The sequence below is a fragment of the Novipirellula sp. genome (assembly GCF_041583735.1).
In the GTDB taxonomy this organism is placed as follows: Bacteria; Planctomycetota; Planctomycetia; order Pirellulales; family Pirellulaceae; genus Novipirellula.
Genome location: NZ_JBFHFD010000782.1, coordinates 1 through 3,595, shown reverse-complemented (window position 1 = coordinate 3,595; position 3,595 = coordinate 1). Strand labels below are relative to the sequence as shown.

Below are 3,595 nucleotides of genomic sequence, written 5' to 3'. Positions count from 1 at the left end.
CTGGAAAACCCGGACTACGGCGCGGCAAACACGACGTTGTTGCGGGTCGCCGAGGCTGATTATGCCGACGGCATCTCGGAACCGGCGGGAACCGATCGGCCAAGTGCTCGCGAGATCAGCAACACCCTATCCGCAGCGAATCCCGAGGGCACCACCAACGACCGAAACCTGAGTGATTTTGTCTATTTATGGGGGCAATTCATTGATCACGATATCGATTTGTCGCTGACGCAAGAGGGGGACGATGCGGAATCGTTTGACGTCGTTGTTCCTACCGGGGATCCCTTGTTCGATCCGACCGGTAGCGGAGAGGAGTTGATCTCGTTGACCCGGTCGGTGATCGCAAACGGCACCGGGACGTCGACGGACAATCCGGCCGAACAGGTCAATGCCATCACCGCGTGGATAGACGGATCTCAGGTTTACGGAAGCCATCAAGAGACAAGCGATTTGCTGCGCGCGTTTAGCGGCGGCCGAATGCGAACCAGCGATGGCGACTTGCTGCCCACCGATGAAGCGGGGAATGTCCAAGCGGGGGACATTCGCGCTGCGGAAAACCTCGGGCTGACATCGATGCAGACGTTGTTCCTGAGGGAGCACAACCGAATCGCCGATGACATCGCTGACGACCATCCCGATTGGAGTGACGAACAGATTTTTCAAGCGGCTCGGACGATTGTGATCGCAGAAATTCAGTCGATCACGTACAACGAATTCTTGCCCGCGCTGCTCGGTGAAAACGCCATCTCCGATTGCGAAGGCTACGATGCGAGTGTCGATCCATCGATCGCGAACGAATTTTCCACGGCGGCGTTCCGGTTTGGACACACCACGCTCAGCGATGAAGTCGACTTTGTTGGCAACGATGGAATCGAGGTTCGCGAGGCTCTCTCGCTTGCCAATGCGTTCTTTAACCCGTCGCTGCTCGAAGAAACCGGCATCGATTCGATCTTGAAAGCGGGAGCATCAAGTTTGTCGCAAGAAGTCGATTTGGAAGTCGTCGATAGTTTGCGTAATTTTCTGTTCGGGGCTCCTGGATCGGGCGGATTTGACTTGGTTTCGTTGAATATCCAACGAGGCCGTGATCATGGATTGGCCGATTTCAATTCAGTTCGCACCGCATACGGTTTGGATGCCTATGAATCGTTCTCTGAGATCACCAGTGACAGCGAACTGAGTGCGAAACTGGAAAGTCTGTACGGCGACGTCAGCAACATCGATTTGTGGGTTGGTTTGTTGGCCGAAGACCACGCTGACGACAGTTCGCTTGGCGAGACCGCATCGACGATCATTGCGGACCAGTTCGAGCGAATTCGCGATGGCGATCGTTTCTACTATGAAAATACGCTCTCGGACCGTGAGATTCGCGTGATCGAAAACACCACGCTGGCGGATGTGATCCAGCGGAACACCGACATCAATTCGTTGCAAGAGAATGTGTTTTTCTTTGAGCCTTCGGTCACCGGGACGGTCCTCGCTGAAACGCCCGTGGTCGATTCGATATTCACGAATCGCAATGACAAACGTTCGGCAAGAAACAGTGGCCGTCCGACCGATCGTTTCCGTTCGGTAGTGCCGATCGAAGGCGTTACGGTCGAGTTGCTCGATGACGGCGGCAATGTGGTCGATACCGCGGTAACCGATCGTTCGGGAAATTACAAGTTTGACTCGTTTAATCATTCCGGAGCGTATCAAATTCGCGTCGCGTCAACCGACAATGTGGACGCTGGCACTGACGATGCCGTTGACATTCTGATCAGCAGCGGTGACGTAAATCTAAAAGGGATCAACTTGACGTTGACATCCTAGCAGCGGCACGGTGATGTCGTTGGATTGGTTGAAGCAATGGGGGTGGCATCGCATATTGGGGGTCGTTTTGTTATCGCCCAACCCTGCAGTCACCTCTCTACCGACGACGAAGACTGCTGACTTATCCGCAATCGAATAGGCCGAAGGCCGACACACGGACGGCAGAGTGTGTCGCCCGCCGGGCTATGCTTACCGGCATCCACTAGCCGGTGGCTCACGCAGCCGGCAGAGGGTATGTCGGGCTTTGGCCTGTAATCGTCTCTTCCACTCTTCCTTTATCCGTTGGATCGAACACGGCGAAATGGTTATACTTTCGAATATGAATAGTGAAGTCACCAAGATTTTGACAGCCATCGATGGCGGCGACCGGCAGGCGGCGGGCCAGTTATTGCCGCTGGTCTATGACGAACTTCGCCGTTTGGCGTCGCACAAGATGACGCAAGAAAAAGCGGGGCAAACGCTGCAACCGACTGCCTTGGTTCACGAAGCCTTTATGCGTTTGGTCGGCGGCGAGGATCGTGCGCAGTGGGACAGCCGCGGGCACTTTTTTGCGGCGGCGGCCGAGGCGATGCGGCGAATCTTGATCGAAAGTGCGCGGCGTCGCAACGCGGAAAAACGCGGCGGTGGATTGGTCCGATCTGAATTGAATGACGACGATGCCGTATTGGACCCAGATGATTTCGAGACCTTGTTGTCGCTCGATGAAGCTCTCACCAAGCTTGCCAGCGAAGATCCGGAATTAGCAAAACTCGTCGAACTACGCTACTTTACCGGATTGACGATCGACGAGACGGCCGAAGTGCTCGGTGTTTCGCCGCGGACGACCAAGCGGAATTGGACCTATGCTCGTGCTTGGTTGCGACGAGAACTCGATGCTCAAGAGTAGATGTTCATGTTGTTTTGTTTGCGGCGGCAACGGCGAAAATGAAGAATCCAGCAAATCGATGGCCTGTATCCGACTTGTATCACGCATGACAATGGAGAGCGAGATATTTTCGTGCCGATCGAGTTTTAGGTCCTTATGAGCAGTCCCAACGAACGATCGATTTTTTTGGAAGCGATTGATTCGCCGACACCGCAGCAACGCAACGACTATCTTGACTCGGTTTGCGGCGATAATGCGGCATTGCGAGCCTCGGTTGAAGCGTTGTTGGCGGCGCACGACCGCCCCTCCAACCCGCTGGACACTCCGCTTGGCAAGGGACTGTGTGACCTGCCCACGCTCACGGCGATCGACCAGCCCTCGAAATCAACCGAACACGTCGGTATGAAAATCGGGTCGTATCGCTTGATGGAACAGATTGGCGAGGGCGGGTTTGGATTGGTGTTTGTTGCTCAACAAGAACGACCAGTCAAACGTCTTGTCGCACTCAAAATCGTCAAACCGGGGACGGGATCCAAAGAGGTCATTGCGCGCTTTGAAGCCGAGCGACAAGCGGTTGCCATGATGGACCATCCTAACATTGCACAGGTCTTTGACGCCGGTGTCACAGAGGATGCTCGTCCCTATTTCGTGATGGAACTCGTTCGCGGTGTTCCAATCACCGAGTTCTGCGACAATCATCAATTGAATATCGTCGAGCGTTTAAGCTTGTTTACGGACGTGTGTTCGGCGGTTCAGCATGCGCATCAAAAGGGAGTGATCCACCGCGACATCAAACCGAGCAACGTGATGGTGACACTTCACGATGATAAACCGGTGGTGATAGTAATCGTTTTTGGCGTCGCCAAGGCGATTGGCCAAACCTTGACCGACAAGACGATCTACACTCGCTTTTTCTCGATG

At 54.5% G+C, this 3,595-nt stretch carries 3 protein-coding genes; all 3 read left to right on the top strand.

Going from position 1 to position 3,595, the window contains the following annotated elements:
- Nucleotides 1–1,809: peroxidase family protein (locus ABX962_RS32630; RefSeq protein ID WP_372725873.1), on the top strand; the 1,809-nt coding region annotated here is incomplete at its 5' end.
- 319 nt (nucleotides 1,810–2,128) lie between these two features.
- Nucleotides 2,129–2,695, top strand: a complete 567-nt coding sequence (locus tag ABX962_RS32625; protein WP_372725872.1) for an ECF-type sigma factor — start codon at nucleotides 2,129–2,131, stop codon at nucleotides 2,693–2,695.
- 135 nt (nucleotides 2,696–2,830) lie between these two features.
- Nucleotides 2,831–3,595: serine/threonine-protein kinase (locus ABX962_RS32620; RefSeq protein ID WP_372725871.1), on the top strand; the 765-nt coding region annotated here is incomplete at its 3' end.